The organism is Pleionea sp. WD8-19 (assembly GCF_055326765.1).
This window is the reverse complement of record NZ_JBUZOU010000003.1, coordinates 94,943-109,987: the sequence shown is the minus strand read 5'-3', so window position 1 is coordinate 109,987 and position 15,045 is coordinate 94,943. Positions and strand designations below refer to the sequence as shown.

Sequence of the window (15,045 nt, the reverse complement as noted above, 5' to 3'; positions counted from 1 at the left end):
CTCTAATACATTACCGGATTGACCAGTCGGCGAATATACGGGAAAAGGTCACTGGCTAACAAGCCTCGCTCCAATCGTAGCCCCGACTCTGTCACCGCAAGCTCTGCAGCTTCGCCATGAATGGCGGCTCCCAAGCGTGTCGCTTCATAAGCCGGAACACCCTGAGCGACCAAGCCGGCAATAATACCGGTCAATACATCACCCATACCACCCGATGCCATCCCAGGATTGCCCGCTCGAATGACATTGAGCTTGCCACTCTCAGTGACCAAAGTGCCTGGCCCCTTAAGCAAACAGACGCCCCCATACTTTTGCTCCAGTCGCTCAACTGCAGCAAATCGGTCCTGCTGCACCTGGGCAACGCTGGTTTCCAAAAGTCGCGCCGCTTCTCCCGGATGCGGTGTAATGATGCGATTATCCATTTTTACCGGGCGATCGGCCAATATATTCAGTGCGTCGGCATCCCATACCGTTACCAGCCCGGCACGTTTATTTTTGTTGGCGGTGATGTAATCTTCCAACATCGCCACTAAATTACGCCCCCATTTAAACCGTCCGAGCCCCGGACCAATGGCAATCACATTAGCCGCTTCGAGTAAATAATGCAGTCCTTCTTTCGATGCATGATCGGAAGCAACATGACACATAATTTCCGGCCGCTGGGTACACAGCGTATCGGCATGTTGAGGATGTGTAAGTAGAGAAACCAGGCCTGAACCGGCGCGCGCGGCCGATTCCGCACACATTCGCGCAGCACCCGCATAACCGGGACATCCACCAATCACCAAAGTATGTCCATTAAAACCTTTATGGGTGGTTTGGCGACGCGGCTTTAAAAAACGGATGCCGTCCTGATAAAAGTATTGAAAAGATTGCGGTCGCACCAGAGAAAAAACGCCTTGACCGCATTTCAGATCATTGAGCAGCAACTCACCGCAGTAATCTGCAGCCAATCCTGTAGTTAACCCACGCTTAATCCCAAGAAAGGTCACTGTTACATCGGCATGTACGGCGCAACCACCGATGGAACCGGTATCAGCGATTAAACCGCTGGGAATGTCAACCGCAATCACAGGTTTATGCGCTCGATTGATATCTCGAATGATACTGGCAACCGGCTCACGTATCTGTCCCTTAATTCCGGTTCCAAGAATAGCATCAACAATGACTTCGTACTCTTCAATAAGGGTAGGTGCCCAGCGAGTGATACGTGCATTGGAAGCTTTTAAGCGTAAAAAGGCGCGCTCAGCATCACCGGTGGGCTGATCGGTATCGGAAATCAATGCCACCGTTGTTGGAAGGCCCGCCATTGCTGCCAAACGCCCTAAAACAAAACCATCGCCACCATTATTACCTTTGCCGCACACCACCAAAATCTTTTTCAATTCCGGCCAATGTTCCCGCATTTCCGAGTAAACAGCAGCTCCGGCACGTTCCATTAGGGGATAAGTGGAGCCTTCGTGAAAACGCGCATAAAACTGCTCAATCTGACGAACCTGTTCGGCAGTGTAGAGCCCTTTGAGATCCCCCATTCGAATTATCCTATCCGCGTATTTTTACTGTTAATAAGACTAAATTTTAAACACTTTTTCGCGATAATATTTCAGTTCAGCGATGGATTCACGAATATCGTCCAGTGCCAAATGCGCACCTTGTTTAGCGAAACCATCAAGCAGTTCCGGTTGCCAGCGCCGTGTCAACTCCTTTACGGTACTGACATCAATGTGACGATAATGAAAGTAGGCTTCCAGAGTTGGCATATATCGCCATAAAAAGCGTCGGTCTTGACTTACCGAATTACCACACATAGGCGATACTCCTTTAGGTACCCACTGCTGAAGAAAGGTCAGCGTTTTTGTTTCTGCCTCGGCTTCGCTGGTAGTGCTGTCTTTTACTCGCTGGGTTAATCCGGAGCCACCGTGGTGAGTTGTGTTCCATTCGTCCATAGCATCAAGCAGCGGATCGACTTGATGAATTGCTAATACCGGCCCTTCTGCCAATATATTGAGATTTTTATCGGTTACAATGGTGGCAATTTCAATGATCCTGTTGGTATCGGGTTCTAGCCCGGTCATTTCTAAGTCGATCCAAATCAGGTTTTGCTCATCTACCATTGTCACACCATTGTTGTATTAATACGGATATCCGTTATGATCACTAAAATTCCGAATAATTACCAGCAGTTACTGGCTATATAAAAGCATAACCGAAAAAGGCAGAATAACAATGACCGAACTGACCCAGATGCAATGCAGTTACGACGAAGCCGGAAAAACACCGCTCGCTGTTGAGCGCATTGAAGAGCTGTCTGCACAGTTACCCGAATGGCATGTGAATCGAGACGGCACCGAAATCCGCCGCGAATTTCGCTTTAAAAACTACTACCACACAATGAACTTTGTGAATGCCATCGCCTGGATTGCCAATAAAGAGGCGCATCACCCCGATATGGAAGTGAATTATGGTCGCTGCTTGGTGGTATTTACTACGCATGACTCTGGCAATCGATTAACCATTAACGACTTTATCTGTGCCGCCAAGGTCGAAGCATTATTATCCGTCGGCAGTTTTGGTCCTAAACTGGCCGACAGCGAATAAACCGAGATTTTTTGAGTGGCAAAACGACAAAAACTCTCGCTACAACAAAAGCGGCGTGTCGCAAAAAGCAAACAGCAAAAATTAAATCAGAGTCACCTCTCGGATGTCGATGATACCGCGTTAGGCGCCATTGAGTCAGGCATCGTGATCAGTCGTTATGGTGAACAAGCCGATGTCGCTGACAAAGAACATCGCATTCACCGGTTGTACTTGCGACAAAATTTGGGGAGTTGTGTGAGTGGTGATCGCGTTCGATTTCGACTCGACGAACAACAAGCCAATGGTGTTATTGAAGCCATTGAAACAAGAACATCAGAGCTCACTCGACCAACACCTCACGCAGGCGTTAAAACCATTGTTGCAAATGTTGATCAGATCTTTATCGTCGTTGCGCCCTTTCCGGATTATTCATCGTTAATTCTCGATCGCTATCTGGTTGCCTGCGAACTCGCCAATATTCAAACACATATTCTGTTAAACAAAACGGACTTACTCGAAGAAGAGCAGCAACTCTTTTTTCAACAACAAATGGATATTTATCGCACCATTGGCTACTCCGTATTTTCCTGCAGTTGCAAACAATCACAAGGGCTCGATGCCTTGTTACGACAAATGTCGGGGAAAGAAAATATCCTGGTAGGTCAATCAGGGGTTGGTAAGTCATCGTTGATTAACCAACTGCTACCGGAGGTAGAAGCGTTAACAGGTGCAGTGTCTGAAAATTCGCGATTGGGAACTCATACGACCACGGCTTCCCGACTTTACTTTTTACCCGACGATGGCTGCATCATTGACTCACCTGGTGTGCGCGAATTTGGCTTATCGCATATAGAGCCAGAACAATTAATCGACGGGTTTGTTGACCTCAAACCATTGCAATTTGAATGTAAATTTCGAAACTGTCGGCATGTCAATGAAAAAGGATGCGCGCTCATCGATGCGGCAAAGAAAAAGGTCATTTCGCCACAACGCCTTGATAACTTTCAAAAAATTTCTCAGGCATTGCTTTGCTAAAGCACAATCAAAAAGTTAATAACCGGATGTGTTTTCATCGGTTATTCATCTAAAGAATTGTGAGTGATTTCTAAATTATACAACGCCCTTCACGCTATAATTTTAATACCGAGGGCCTTGCGCTCTCATACAATTAAAATTAATCCTTGGTTTCAAGGGGGAGCACAATGAAATTTTTTACGTTAACTTTTGCTTTGGTTGCCGCAGCGTTACTCATCGCCTGTGACAGCTCAAGTAACAATTCCAGCCGCTTATCCATTGCGGTAACCGACGCACCAATCGACAATGCCGTTGCAGTTATTGTCGAGTTTGAAGGCATCGAACTGAAACCCAAAGAGGGTTCCAGTTTTCATATTAACCTTAACGAAACTCGACAAATTAACCTGTTAGATCTTCAAGGTACTGATGCAGCGCAATTGTTTGAAGACGTATCAATTCCCGCTGGCGAATACAACTGGATGCGATTAAAAGTGAATGCACTTCGCCAAACCATGGATTCTTACATCGAGTTCGAAGGCGGCGAAACGTTTTCCCTTTATGTTCCCAGCGGTGCACAAACAGGATTGCATTGGAACCAGGGTTTTACTGCGCCAGCCAATAGCAGCGCTGACTTTACAATCGATTTCGATTTAAGAAAGTCAATTCATATGCCAGGTAACAACAGCGACGATTACTTTTTACGTCCTGTCATTCGAGTGGTGGATAATACTCAAGTGGGTCATATAGAAGGCAATATCAGCAACGCTTTATTTGAAGGCGAAACCTGTGATGAAACTAAAGCCGTTTATTTATTTGCCAGTGGTGACGAAGCGCTTGATGATATTGGTAGTAACAACCCTCCACAAACAACGGCTAATGTAGTAACCGACAACGAAAATAATATGAGTTATACATTAGGGTTTATTTTACCAGGTGAGTATCGGCTGGGACTCACTTGTCAGTCATCAAGTGACGACCCCGAAACCGATGATGCAATAAATTTTGTTGCCGAAATTAATGCAACTGTCATTGCAAATGAAACCACTACAGCGCATTTTGAATAACGGTTGGTAAACGATACAGCAGCCTATGTTTCAGGCTGCTGTAATTTTTTAAACTCAGCTAGAACTCGTAACGAAAATTAATACCGGTGCGTTCCACATCGTCAATCGACTCCAAACTCAAACCCACACTGAACTGGGGCAACAATCGATATCGCACCGCTGTGGCAACACCTAATTCATCGTAATTAAACTCACTAACAGTTTCTCTAACTAGAAAAGCATCCCATTCCAGCTTTTCAAAAACCGCCCCCCGCAATCCAACTTGGGTCGTATCGCCACGATAGTTATTCTGAAAAGCCGAGCGGTTTGCATTTATCCATTCAACTTCACGATCACGAATGTGTTGCTTGGTGTACTCAGCGACAAAGTCAATGTTGTTACTGATCTTATTGTGAAAACCAATACCAAACGTTTTACTCTTCACCTGGTTTTCATAAAGATAATCCCAGTAGCCTATTTCATTACTGATGTTTTCAAAACCCAGTTTCAAATAAAAATGATTGCCTATTGAAAAAGAAAAGTCCACGTTGTAGCCATCATAATCCGGTGCGTATTGATCCAGTTGATATTCGACCATAGAAATATCGAGCGAATCGTAATTCGGTCCACCGGCATATACGGTTAAACCCATTGATGAACACAATAAGGCCAGTGAGAGTTGTTTGGTGAGTTTCATTGTTTTTCTCCATTAAAAAAGCGTGTGATGCCTGAGCTAATTTAAAGAATCACAGATGAACGTTATCTGAACATGAGACAAGCTTTAAAACGTTTAAAGCTTGACCAGGAATTGAGTTGGATCTACATTTATATGTAACCTTTTAGTTACATATAAACACTTCACCGATGGCGCAAGATCCGGTCGATATTTCCTTTCACGCTCTGGCACACCCTATACGTCGCCAAATCATTGACTATGTGGCTGAACATCCAGGTTGCACCAATGGAGCGATCTGCCAGCAGTTTAAACTCAGCCGCATCAATACCAGCAAACACATAAAAGTTTTGGAGTCGGCCAAACTGTTGGTGATCGAAGTAAATGGACGTCAACGGTTGCATTACTTTAATGTGCTGCCGATCCAGAGCATCTACGATCGCTGGACCAACGAGTACAGCCGGTTTTTCGCCCGTAAAGTAAGCGCCTTTAAATCAGACATCGAAAACCAGAGCGAGGACATCCATGAAAAGACTGCCTAAAAGTATTTACCAAGTGGTAATCAACGCCCCTATCGATAAAGTGTGGCAGGAGCTCACCAAAACCAATGGCTTGTGTACGCACTTTTTTAATGCTCAGCTCGACACGCCCGGGCTGGAAGTGAATGCGGCAGTTCGGATGCGCTCTAAAAATGGAAAATACACGTCGGTCGTTGGCGAAGTACTGGCGTGGGATCCACCCTATCTTTATTCTCACAGTTTCAAATTTACCAATCTCGATGATCCCTATTGCAAAGTCACCTATAAGTTACGCGAAGTGGAAGGCGGCACCGAATTTACTTTAATCAATGAAAATGTTCCTGCTGACACCAAAACAGCCGATTACATGGCGCAAGGCGGTTCCTTTATTACCGAAACCCTTAAAGCCGTGGTGGAAACCGGTCGTCCTACCTTGAAACAACGTTTGCTACTCGCCGTTATCGGTGCAACCGCCTTTATGACGCCCAGTATTTGCCGCAGTGAAAACTGGCCATTCGATAAAAAAGGCGATTACAACGACAGTGACTTCGCTGACACAGCAAAACCTGAGTCCGCTGTAAGTTCTGACTCTACCGACGATAAGGAGATAACGAAATGACACCGTCCATTCCTAAATACTTCTGGTTTATTGCTGTACTGGCCTTGTTATGGAATTTGCTCGGTGTCATGGCTTTTGTAGCGGACATAACCACACCCGCAGAAATCATTGCTCAATTACCCGATGCCGAGCGCCAACTGTATTTAAGTACACCTCATTGGATTTACTGGACTTATGCCGTTGCCGTTATTGCCGGAACACTTGGCTCTCTTGGCTTGCTGCTCCGAAAAAGTTTTGCGGTGCACTTATTCGGTGTTTCTTTATTGGCGGTTTTGGTTCAAATGATTTACTCGTTGGCGTTTTCTAACCTACTGCAAGTATTAGGCGTGCAAGCTGCCGTTATGCCGGTAACCATTATAGTAATCGCACTGGCTCTGTTATGGTTTGCGGTTCGAGTTAAATCTCGCGCCTGGCTGGCGTAAAAAAAAGTTAAAACGAACTGCCCGGCTGTTTTAAAAATTCAATTTCTTCGGGTGTTGATGCGCGTTGTAAAACGAGATTACGATGCGGGTAACGCCCGAAACGATCAATAATCGCTTTGTGTTTCAGTTCAAACTCCAGGTTGGACTCAATACCCAAATCAGTAAACAGACGTACTGCTTGTTCGTGGATGAGTTTTGACTCACTGTGCATAAACGGCATATAAAGAAAGACGCGTTGATGTGCTTCCAGCTTTTTATCCTCATTACATCGAATAGCTTCCTGCGCCAAAACTAATGCCACGGTATCAAACGCAAACGCTTGAGCCGAATCTCGAAACAAATTACGCGAAAATTGATCGAGAATAATCACTTCGGCTAACCTCCCTTGCGGGTGATTTCGCCACTCGTACAACTCTCCCAACGTCGCCGCACGATGCCAATCGCTAAATTGTTGGTGTAATTGTCGATCAAACTCTGCGTCTTTACGCCACCATAACGCGCTATCGATTTCTTCAAACCAGAAACGAATAATGGATTCCCAATTCATATTTTTCTCTTAGTGCTTAGTGTTTAGTGTTTAGTGTTTAGTGTTTAGTGTTTAAAAAGTTTTACACTCATAAATCAATACCCTTTTATTTTTTCTCTCCTCGACCTTTTTAATGCCCTGTCGCTTCGTCTTCAATTGCGTCCGATACGTTCTGTTTTAACACAATGATCGCAATTCGTCGATTAATCGGATTCGTTGGGTTATCGGTATCGAACAAAACTGAATCGGCGAAACCTTCTACACGCGCAAACTTGGCATTGCTAATTCCACCTCGTACCAATGCTCGACGTGCTGAGTTGGCGCGATCCGCCGATAATTCCCAGTTTCCATAATTCCCCAAGTCAAAAGGCGTTGCATCGGTATGCCCGGTAACACTGAGTTTATTAGGAACTTGCCGAAGCACATTGGCCAAGCTGTAAAGAATGCGTCGCGAATACATTTTTAATTCGTGGCTGCCACTATCAAACATCGGTCGCTTGTCCTTATCAACAATCTGAATACGCAATCCGGAAGGTGTAATATCGATTAGAATTTGATCTTTAAATTGCGCAAAAGCTTCCGAAAGTTTCACCATATTTTCCAGTTGCAATTTCAATTGCTCAAGCCGTCGTCGCTCGCTGTCCTCGGCAAGTTCTTCGATGGTTTTTTCATCCACGGTTTCTGGCTTTCCAATTTCCGGCGTTGGCATTTCGATAATTGATTGATTGGTTCCACCTTCACCGATAGGAATATTATGCGCACCTGGTGTGGCGGTAGTGCCAGTGGGGTCCATAAAATAGCCTGAAATGGCCTGTTTTTGCTCTTGAGTGGAATTCCCCATTAACCAAAGTAAAAGAAAAAACGCCATCATTGCGGTCGCAAAATCAGCAAAGGCAACTTTCCAGCTACCTCCGTGAAAATCATGCCCGCCTTTTTTCACTTTCTTAATGATGATGGGGCGCTTGCCTCCGTCTAAATCATCCATCATAATTTAGCGACCTCTCACTCGTGCTTCGAGTTCGGAAAACCCCGGTCGTACTTTGCTCTCTAAAATTTTTCGCCCAAATTCCACCGCAACTTGTGGAGGCACACCGTTTAACGAAGCCAATAAACAAGACTTAATACACTGATAAAACTTTCCTTCTTCATGCGCTCGATGCTCCAGCGCTTGTGCCATAGGGCCAACAAATCCATAAGCTAATAAAATACCCAAAAAAGTTCCTACTAATGCCGCAGCGACATGCACGCCCAATTCTTCTGGAGGACCACCCAGGGCTTGCATGGTGATCACAATACCTAAAACCGCTGCAACAATACCAAAACCCGGTAATGCATCGGCGACCTTTCCTAACGCCACACTTGGAAGCACATGCTCATGGTGATGGGTTTCAAGTTCCGCATCCATTAAGTTTTCCAGCTCGTACGCTGTCATATCACCAATAATCATGAGGCGTAAGTAATCGCAAATAAATTCAATTGCTTCATGGTTTTTACGGATCAATGGGTATTTTGTGAATATTTTGCTGTCCTTAGGCTCTTCAATATGCGACTCGATCGCTATTAACCCTTCCTTACGCATTACGCTAAATAAATCGTAAAGCATGGCTAATAATTCGAGATATAAAAATTTAGTGTAGGGAGAGCTTCCAAATAATTTCGGCAACTTTTTCATCACATCTTTAGTGACTTTGAGGGGGTTAGCAATGACAAAGGCGCCTAAAGCCGCCCCACCAATGATCAATAGCTCAAAAGGTTGCCACAGTGCAATCAAATCACCATGCGATAAAACATAGCCGCCCAAAACCGCTCCCAGAACAATCAGGGCACCGATCAAAACGGGCATATGGGTTCTCCTGCTTTATTCTTTGTAGCCAAAGCCGCCAATTCGAGCAGCCACTTGGTTACTGTTCTCATCAAGTCACTGAATTAACTATAGATTAGCAGACGCTGTCTGCCAGTGGATTCGAGGCAAATAATTGGTCAAAAGGTTGCGGCTAAGGTAGAATTCCGCCCTTTGCAAGCGACAGTCAGCTGTTATGAGCTTTATTGATCATCTTAAAACCTTACCGCAATACCTGATCCCACAGCACGGTCTCTCCATTCTCGCCGGAAAACTGGCCGATAAAGAAGACGCACCGTTTAAGCAATGGGTGATCCGAAAATTTGCCGAGCACTACAACGTGGATATGTCGCTAGCCATTGAGTCGGATCTTGATAGTTACGCGACCTTCAACGACTTTTTCACTCGCGCAATCCGTCCGGAAGTCCGTCCCATTTGTGACGACGCCAACACTTTGGCTTGTCCGGTCGATGGCGCTGTCAGCCAGTTTGGCCCCATTACCCATGGTCGAATTATTCAAGCTAAAGGCCATCACTTTACAGCGGCAGAATTATTGGGTGGTGACGAGGCACTGGCAGCACCTTTCCACGATGGGGAGTTTATTACGATTTATTTATCCCCTCGCGATTACCATCGTTATCACATGCCGATCAAAGGCGAGCTAACGCAAATGATCCACGTGCCTGGTAAATTGTTCAGTGTAAACCCACTCACCGCTCGCACCGTACCACGCCTATTTGCGCGTAATGAGCGCGTAGTCGCCATGTTTGATACTGAAATCGGTCCGATTGCCTATGTGGCCGTTGGCGCTACCATTGTGGGTAGCATGGAGATGGTGTGGTCGGGCGTAGTAACGCCACCTAGCCGAAAAGATGTGGCTGTCACCAATTATGAAAAAGGTGAAGTGACCTTGGAAAAAGGCGATGAGGTGGGTCGCTTCCGATTAGGCTCGACGGTGGTGATGTTGTTACCGAAAGGCAATTATGAGTGGGATGCTTCCATTAAAAATGAAGCACCTACGGTTATGGGACAGCCATTGATTAAGCACCGCCCTTAAAAGGACAGTTAGATCGATTGTTTAGGGAGCCTGCTATTAAGCTCTGAAAGAGCCCATAGTGACTTTTAAGCTTCGCGATAAATAATTTTGCTATTAAATAATAATGCTTTGAAATGATATGTTAAAAAGTACAATTTATTCTGTTTGTTTTACAAGCTTCCTAATGTTATTGACTGCATGCAGTAATCAAAAACTCACTGTTTTTTATGACGAAACCTACAAAGCTGAAGCAGTAGCAATTAAGCATCACTTAGACAAACAACAAGAAACGTCGATAAATGTAGAACTTAAGCCTGTCGACTTTTATCACGATTTTAAAGCTTTCGTTCTCATTCATGGGGCCGAAAGCAATTGGCAAAACATTGCAAAAATGGTAAAGGAAATATCGGGACGCTACCCGATTGTGCTTCCAGCGGCAATGAGCAAACATTACTACAACAATGGCCAACTGGGTTTGTATTTAGTTGACGCGTTTCGAACGGAAGATCTTTACAGTTGTATAACAGGTCATGCATTTTACGAATTAAAAGGGAAATTAGGACACTCTCCACTTGATGTTACTTACTACGGAGAAACCGAAGAGGAGGACACTCACCTGCAATTTGCTTTTGAACGACTTGAAAGTAATGGACGTTATGTATTTACGCACCCAAACAAAGAGTCCGTCTATGTGGTTCAACGTGGTAACGCTTACGAGTTAAACCATGAAAAGTTCCGTTGTCACTTCATGTTTCGAACACATGAACCTTATTACAGCTTACGGTAGAACCACTTCATTTACTTTCTTAAAAAAGAAATGCCAAGTACCACCAGAACCATCCCACTTAATTGCAAAAAAGAAAAAGCCTCACTTAAAATCCACCAACCCAGTGCAATCGTGATCATAGGCCCAAGAGTTGATACGTTCGCCGTTGTACTGGCTCCAATTCGAGCAATCGCTGCCGTCAGTAAAACGCTCGGCAACACGGTACACAAAATTGAAATAATAAACAGGTAACTCAAGGCGCGCGTTGAAATATTGGCTAGCTCATTAAAATGACCATCAACCAGAAAGTGCAAGGTAATCATTATCGTTGCAACCATCCCAGCCAGACCAATAAACCGAAACGACCCTAAAAGTTGAACCGCTCGCGCTGTACCTAAGTAATAAAAAGCAAATGCTAACCCACTCAGTAAAACCCAGCCCACTCCAATGCTCACATCTGCATAACTTTCGGCATGCAACAAATCGTGCGCAAAAGCAGCGCTTAACCCGCCGTAGCAAATGAATGCCCCTAGAACTAACCGACGAGACGGCCATTGACGTCGCCATACAGATTCCATTGCCATAACCAGTATCGGGTAACTGAATAACACCAGTCTTTCGAGCCCGGCAGATATATAACTCAGCCCAATAAAGTCTGTAATTCCGGCAAAATAATAACCACAAAATCCCAACCAAATAACTAACCCAGCAATTTTCCAGCGGCTGGTACGCTCATCACTCGTATCAACCCGTCGCGAAAAGTAAGCAAAAGCGATAAACACGGGTAATGCAATCCACAAACGAAGTGACATGGAAGTCAGCGGCGACAAGGTACCTTCAGCGTACACTAATTTGATCCAGATCGATTTGCTGGAAGCCAAAGCCGCAGCGAGCAACGCAAGCGAAAAGCCACTGTTTAATCCTCGAACTCTTTCCCACAATAAAAAAAAGGGGTGCTTTATCACTTCGCTATTTGCGAAAACCTGATTCATAATTCACTACTTTCTATCGACAAAACCTTCAACAAGCGGCTATTCTATCGCTATTCTTTCATTGTCACCTTACCGGAAAACTCAACAAGCCTTCGCCAATGACGAAATCAGTACCCTTGCCTCGCTTCGATCTGATCGATCTGCGACTTTACGTTGCAATTGTTGAATACGGCAGTCTCAGCAAAGCCGCTGCACACCTACCGTTAGCGCTTTCGGCTGCGAGCGCCCGGCTCAAAGCATTGGAAGAACGTCTAAACCTTTCGTTACTCAGTCGTAATGCACGCGGTATGGAAACGACCAATGCAGGGAGACTGTTTTACGATCACGCGTCGCGTTTGTTGCAAGTTGCGCAAGATGCACAAGAGGGAATGAATGCGTTGTCAGGTAAAGGCCGTATTCAACTTCGACTTTGCAGCAACACCACCGGCTTGAGTACTAACCTGTCGGCTTTGCTGGGTAGGTTTCTCATCGAACAGCCCGATATTGACGTTCAATTTGAGCAAATGGCGAGTCGGCATGTGATCCGCGAGGTTGCCAGTGGAAATGCGGATGTAGGCATTGTCGATGCCTATTACGATAAAGAAGATCTGCTCTACTTTCTGTTTAAAAGAAATGAGTTGGTTGTGGTGGCTAATAAAAACAACGATTTAGCTTCACAACCGAGCTGTAAGTTTACAGAGTGGTTGGAGCAACCTTTGGTTGGTTTTGAAACCAGCAGTTCTTTGCAACAGTTTATCGAACGAATGATGATACTGGCTCATAAAGCGCCTCGATTTCGCGTCAATGCACCAACATTTAACGCCGTTGCACAGTTAGTAGCTCAACAAGTTGGAGTCGCGATTATGCCTAAGTTAGCAGCGCATCGGTACGCTGCTACGTTGCCCTTATCGGTCATTCAACTGGATGAGCCTTGGGCAACACGTGAGCTCAATATATGCGTACGCTCAAATTTGCAAACCAGCATGCCTGCATTAAGGCTGGCGCGGTATTTGGCGGGATTGGAAAATCACTAAGTCTCAAATTGATTTGAATTGACCAATTGATAACAAATGAATTCCCTATCAATTACTTTCCATCGACCAAAGTACCTAATCCTCTTTAATGAATTCTTATTCAATACTTATCAATCTCGCTATAAATCAAAATAAAGCGCTCGCTGCCCATTCAAACATGGGCAGGAGAAGCAATGCTCTAAGGATATACTCGGTAATTACGATTTAAATTATTATCCCAAAAACGAGCTCCGCTACCATTCTCATACATTAATGCAAATTCAACTGGTAAATCAGGTTTCAAGGTTACGTAAAACGACCAGTACTCAATACCAAACTGATTTGGCGACTCTACATTTTCCAGTTCTTTGTACATAAACCCCTTACCAGGATACAGATAAGCTTCTTGATAATTTTTCCAATTGTCTTGGCTGTAACGAATTTTAACGACAGGATTAAATCCATCATTTGGTTTTAGTGAAGCCACACCATAAAATGTCGTATAACCATTTGAATAACGTTTGACTTGTGTCCGATTGAGTCGAATGCTTTGCTCGTCAAAAAATCGCATACCACTGTTTAACTCTACGGTGTAATTTTGATTTAGATTGTTGTCCCAATAGGTCTCGCCTTCAATTTCAGCTTTAACAACAAACTGCTCACCCCAATTCATGGAACCAGAATAGCGAAGGTTTGATACACACCCCCGCCAGAGCTCATAACGACTATTCGGAAGTGTTCCAATATAACTTAATGTCTGTCCGCCCAACTCCCCCCAATTTCCAGAATCTTTAATCAACTCTCCCCAAATACTAATACGTTTGCTGTACCCTATATTTTCTACTTCAACATCAAAGCATCGAACATCAATTGGGTACCCGTTATCGTAAGAAAAACTTTCAACGGACTTTAATTGAACAACTGAATCAGAAAATACAGGCGGCACCGTACAGAAAAACAATGTCAACCACCACCGGCTTAAAAATACTTTTTTTGAAACCATCATTAGACCCTCATTGATTAATCAAAACAAGCAGCTGAATTAAACTGCGTCAACAAGGTTACTAACCAATTTGAAGTATGACGAATTGCCTTAATACATTTCGAGTATTAAGTTTGTGAGGAGCGAGATATTTCTTTTTTGTCTATCGTAGAAACCCAAATACGTGTCATAAAAGTAAAATAACATACGTATTCAAAGTGCCATAATTATACTAAAAACACATTCAGCAAGGAAATAATAGTTCATCATACCTTTTATCAAGCAGTTTTAGTAAAGACTCTTTAATTCATCGCTACGTTTCATAGGGCAAGGGTATAAACAGGAGTTTTTCTAAAAAAGTTGGCGTTAATACTGAACGCCTTAATCAATCATCGTATCAGTTGTAGGTCAAATCGACTTTTGCTTTAATTTATTATTCAAAAGCATAAATGCTGCTACTCCAAACCATCCCATAGTCGGTATAGCCCATAGACGCTGAATGAGTCCGTTATACTCTTGTGGAACAAATCCCGCATAAATAATCCAAAACATGAACACATGTAAGAATGTAATTACTACACAACCATTTTCAAATCTTAATGAGTTAAATACATGCTTAAACTCTAAAGCAAATGCTATTGGTGCTATTATCATGAATATCGATAAGTTATACAGTAAGTGCAACGGCGTTTCGAGCGTCCAAATACCGGCACTTACCATGCTTAATCCCAATAAGAATATAGATAAACTCGCTGAGGAGTATCGAGTTGTTGAGCTGCGAAATACTGAAATTGCGAAGCAACACATCGACAAACCAATGACTATATCGGCAGTACGATGTGTATAGGCAAATACGGGGGCTTCCAGAGCAACGTGACTGATACTTTTTGAGAAAAAGTCGAACCCAGGAATAAACAACCCTATACCAATGTTGACTATTGAAACCATCCATATTAAATGTGCTTGCTTTATAAGCCAGTAGTCTAAATTTTTCACGATATTCCTTATTTAAGATTGCATTGATGACAAAAGCTCGTAGACATCC

Annotated in this window: 18 protein-coding genes; 9 read left to right on the top strand and 9 right to left on the bottom strand. The window is 44.0% G+C overall.

Features of this window, described 5'->3' with window-relative positions:
* Positions 1–2: 2 nt before the first annotated feature.
* Positions 3–1,532 carry an NAD(P)H-hydrate dehydratase gene (locus ACTUJY_RS04835; RefSeq protein WP_463614930.1) on the bottom strand — a complete coding sequence of 510 codons (1,530 nt, stop codon included), beginning with the start codon at positions 1,530–1,532 and terminating at the stop codon, positions 3–5.
* Positions 1,533–1,571: 39 nt separating this feature from the next.
* A complete protein-coding gene (gene orn, locus ACTUJY_RS04830; RefSeq protein WP_463614929.1) occupies positions 1,572–2,114 on the bottom strand; it encodes an oligoribonuclease in 543 nt (180 codons plus the stop codon).
* 112 nt (positions 2,115–2,226) lie between these two features.
* On the opposite strand from orn, the gene ACTUJY_RS04825 reads away from it, so the two are divergent.
* From ACTUJY_RS04825 to ACTUJY_RS04815, 3 genes are all read left to right on the top strand, one after another.
* The gene (locus ACTUJY_RS04825; RefSeq protein WP_463614928.1) at positions 2,227–2,598 is read left to right on the top strand and encodes a 4a-hydroxytetrahydrobiopterin dehydratase; all 372 of its coding nucleotides are present in this window, start codon (positions 2,227–2,229) and stop codon (positions 2,596–2,598) included.
* A gap of 15 nt (positions 2,599–2,613) precedes the next feature.
* Positions 2,614–3,612: a small ribosomal subunit biogenesis GTPase RsgA gene (rsgA, locus tag ACTUJY_RS04820; RefSeq protein WP_463614927.1), complete on the top strand. Its 999-nt coding sequence runs from the start codon at positions 2,614–2,616 to the stop codon at positions 3,610–3,612.
* A 167-nt stretch (positions 3,613–3,779) separates the two neighbouring features.
* The gene (locus tag ACTUJY_RS04815) at positions 3,780–4,655 is read left to right on the top strand and encodes a DUF4382 domain-containing protein (RefSeq protein ID WP_463614926.1); all 876 of its coding nucleotides are present in this window, start codon (positions 3,780–3,782) and stop codon (positions 4,653–4,655) included.
* A 58-nt stretch (positions 4,656–4,713) separates the two neighbouring features.
* On the opposite strand, the gene ACTUJY_RS04810 is transcribed toward ACTUJY_RS04815, so the two are convergent.
* Positions 4,714–5,331 (bottom strand): hypothetical protein, encoded by a 618-nt coding sequence (locus ACTUJY_RS04810; protein WP_463614925.1) that lies wholly within the window; start codon positions 5,329–5,331, stop codon positions 4,714–4,716.
* A gap of 167 nt (positions 5,332–5,498) precedes the next feature.
* On the opposite strand from ACTUJY_RS04810, the gene ACTUJY_RS04805 reads away from it, so the two are divergent.
* The 3 genes from ACTUJY_RS04805 to ACTUJY_RS04795 are packed head-to-tail and all read left to right on the top strand — an operon-like array spanning position 5,499 to position 6,866.
* Positions 5,499–5,849 (top strand): ArsR/SmtB family transcription factor, encoded by a 351-nt coding sequence (locus tag ACTUJY_RS04805; protein WP_463614924.1) that lies wholly within the window; start codon positions 5,499–5,501, stop codon positions 5,847–5,849.
* Positions 5,833–6,444 (top strand): SRPBCC domain-containing protein, encoded by a 612-nt coding sequence (locus tag ACTUJY_RS04800; protein ID WP_463614923.1) that lies wholly within the window; start codon positions 5,833–5,835, stop codon positions 6,442–6,444. Before ACTUJY_RS04805 ends, ACTUJY_RS04800 begins: the two co-directional genes overlap by 17 nt.
* Complete coding sequence (locus tag ACTUJY_RS04795) at positions 6,441–6,866, top strand: hypothetical protein (RefSeq protein ID WP_463614922.1); 426 nt, start codon at positions 6,441–6,443, stop codon at positions 6,864–6,866. Before ACTUJY_RS04800 ends, ACTUJY_RS04795 begins: the two co-directional genes overlap by 4 nt.
* A 7-nt stretch (positions 6,867–6,873) precedes the next feature.
* Here the strand turns inward: ACTUJY_RS04795 and ACTUJY_RS04790 are convergent, their stop codons facing one another.
* From ACTUJY_RS04790 to motA, 3 genes are all read right to left on the bottom strand, one after another.
* Complete coding sequence (locus ACTUJY_RS04790) at positions 6,874–7,413, bottom strand: DUF924 family protein (protein ID WP_463614921.1); 540 nt, start codon at positions 7,411–7,413, stop codon at positions 6,874–6,876.
* 109 nt (positions 7,414–7,522) lie between these two features.
* Positions 7,523–8,380, bottom strand: coding sequence for a flagellar motor protein MotB (gene motB, locus ACTUJY_RS04785; protein WP_463614920.1), 858 nt, complete (start codon positions 8,378–8,380; stop codon positions 7,523–7,525).
* Between the two features lie 3 nt (positions 8,381–8,383).
* On the bottom strand, positions 8,384–9,235 hold the full coding sequence (motA, locus tag ACTUJY_RS04780; protein WP_463614919.1) for a flagellar motor stator protein MotA: 852 nt from the start codon (positions 9,233–9,235) through the stop codon (positions 8,384–8,386).
* 193 nt (positions 9,236–9,428) lie between these two features.
* Between motA and asd the strand changes: the two genes are divergently transcribed.
* The gene (gene asd / locus ACTUJY_RS04775) at positions 9,429–10,289 is read left to right on the top strand and encodes an archaetidylserine decarboxylase (RefSeq protein WP_463614918.1); all 861 of its coding nucleotides are present in this window, start codon (positions 9,429–9,431) and stop codon (positions 10,287–10,289) included.
* Positions 10,290–10,452: 163 nt separating this feature from the next.
* Positions 10,453–11,055 (top strand): hypothetical protein, encoded by a 603-nt coding sequence (locus tag ACTUJY_RS04770; protein WP_463614917.1) that lies wholly within the window; start codon positions 10,453–10,455, stop codon positions 11,053–11,055.
* Between the two features lie 11 nt (positions 11,056–11,066).
* Here ACTUJY_RS04770 and ACTUJY_RS04765 read toward each other — a convergent pair whose 3' ends face one another.
* On the bottom strand, positions 11,067–12,026 hold the full coding sequence (locus tag ACTUJY_RS04765) for a DMT family transporter (RefSeq protein ID WP_463614916.1): 960 nt from the start codon (positions 12,024–12,026) through the stop codon (positions 11,067–11,069).
* A 98-nt stretch (positions 12,027–12,124) separates the two neighbouring features.
* Between ACTUJY_RS04765 and ACTUJY_RS04760 the strand changes: the two genes are divergently transcribed.
* Complete coding sequence (locus ACTUJY_RS04760; RefSeq protein ID WP_463614915.1) at positions 12,125–13,039, top strand: LysR substrate-binding domain-containing protein; 915 nt, start codon at positions 12,125–12,127, stop codon at positions 13,037–13,039.
* A gap of 178 nt (positions 13,040–13,217) precedes the next feature.
* Here the strand turns inward: ACTUJY_RS04760 and ACTUJY_RS04755 are convergent, their stop codons facing one another.
* Positions 13,218–14,024: a hypothetical protein gene (locus ACTUJY_RS04755; protein ID WP_463614914.1), complete on the bottom strand. Its 807-nt coding sequence runs from the start codon at positions 14,022–14,024 to the stop codon at positions 13,218–13,220.
* A gap of 384 nt (positions 14,025–14,408) precedes the next feature.
* Entirely contained in the window at positions 14,409–14,996 is a 588-nt protein-coding gene (locus ACTUJY_RS04750; protein ID WP_463614913.1) for a DUF998 domain-containing protein, read from the bottom strand.
* Between the last annotated feature and the right edge of the window lie 49 nt (positions 14,997–15,045).

Excerpts from the sequence above, each read along its gene's own strand:
- orn (WP_463614929.1), bottom strand. The coding sequence starts at position 2,114 with ATGGTAGATGAGCAAAACCTGATTTGGATCGACTTAGAAATGACCGGG.
- ACTUJY_RS04760 (WP_463614915.1), top strand. The coding sequence starts at position 12,125 with ATGACGAAATCAGTACCCTTGCCTCGCTTCGATCTGATCGATCTGCGA.
- ACTUJY_RS04815 (WP_463614926.1), top strand. The coding sequence starts at position 3,780 with ATGAAATTTTTTACGTTAACTTTTGCTTTGGTTGCCGCAGCGTTACTC.
- motB (WP_463614920.1), bottom strand. The coding sequence starts at position 8,380 with ATGATGGATGATTTAGACGGAGGCAAGCGCCCCATCATCATTAAGAAA.
- motA (WP_463614919.1), bottom strand. The coding sequence starts at position 9,235 with ATGCCCGTTTTGATCGGTGCCCTGATTGTTCTGGGAGCGGTTTTGGGC.
- ACTUJY_RS04805 (WP_463614924.1), top strand. The coding sequence starts at position 5,499 with ATGGCGCAAGATCCGGTCGATATTTCCTTTCACGCTCTGGCACACCCT.
- ACTUJY_RS04800 (WP_463614923.1), top strand. The coding sequence starts at position 5,833 with ATGAAAAGACTGCCTAAAAGTATTTACCAAGTGGTAATCAACGCCCCT.
- ACTUJY_RS04770 (WP_463614917.1), top strand. The coding sequence starts at position 10,453 with ATGTTATTGACTGCATGCAGTAATCAAAAACTCACTGTTTTTTATGAC.
- ACTUJY_RS04825 (WP_463614928.1), top strand. The coding sequence starts at position 2,227 with ATGACCGAACTGACCCAGATGCAATGCAGTTACGACGAAGCCGGAAAA.
- ACTUJY_RS04755 (WP_463614914.1), bottom strand. The coding sequence starts at position 14,024 with ATGATGGTTTCAAAAAAAGTATTTTTAAGCCGGTGGTGGTTGACATTG.
- asd (WP_463614918.1), top strand. The coding sequence starts at position 9,429 with ATGAGCTTTATTGATCATCTTAAAACCTTACCGCAATACCTGATCCCA.
- ACTUJY_RS04835 (WP_463614930.1), bottom strand. The coding sequence starts at position 1,532 with ATGGGGGATCTCAAAGGGCTCTACACTGCCGAACAGGTTCGTCAGATT.
- ACTUJY_RS04795 (WP_463614922.1), top strand. The coding sequence starts at position 6,441 with ATGACACCGTCCATTCCTAAATACTTCTGGTTTATTGCTGTACTGGCC.
- ACTUJY_RS04765 (WP_463614916.1), bottom strand. The coding sequence starts at position 12,026 with ATGAATCAGGTTTTCGCAAATAGCGAAGTGATAAAGCACCCCTTTTTT.
- ACTUJY_RS04790 (WP_463614921.1), bottom strand. The coding sequence starts at position 7,413 with ATGAATTGGGAATCCATTATTCGTTTCTGGTTTGAAGAAATCGATAGC.
- ACTUJY_RS04810 (WP_463614925.1), bottom strand. The coding sequence starts at position 5,331 with ATGAAACTCACCAAACAACTCTCACTGGCCTTATTGTGTTCATCAATG.